The sequence below is a fragment of the Paraburkholderia sp. SIMBA_054 genome, from assembly GCF_046534875.1.
Taxonomy (GTDB): Bacteria; Pseudomonadota; Gammaproteobacteria; order Burkholderiales; family Burkholderiaceae; genus Paraburkholderia; species Paraburkholderia hospita.
Genome location: NZ_JAWRXV010000882.1, coordinates 1 through 267, shown reverse-complemented (window position 1 = coordinate 267; position 267 = coordinate 1). Strand labels below are relative to the sequence as shown.

The 267-nt window shown below is 65.2% G+C and carries 1 protein-coding gene; it reads left to right on the top strand.

What is annotated here, in order from left to right:
- Positions 1-267 (top strand): hypothetical protein (locus SB822_RS57660; protein ID WP_410859182.1); only part of this gene is annotated, 267 nt, incomplete at both ends.

Sequence of the window (267 nt, the reverse complement as noted above, 5' to 3'; positions counted from 1 at the left end):
CAAGCGCGCCACGGTCCTGCGTCGCATCGAGCGGCGCCTGCAGGTCAACGCGCAGCCCGACCTGAAGGCCTATCGACATTATCTCGGCAGTCACCCCGACGAAACGCGTGCGCTGCTCAAGGACATGCTGATTGGCGTGACAAATTTCTTTCGTGACCGGGAAGCGTTCGAAGCGGTGGAGCGTGAGGTATTGCCCCGTATTTGCGGCGGCGGGGCACTGCCCGCCGAGCAGGTGCGAGCGTGGGTAGCGGGCTGCTCGACGGGCGA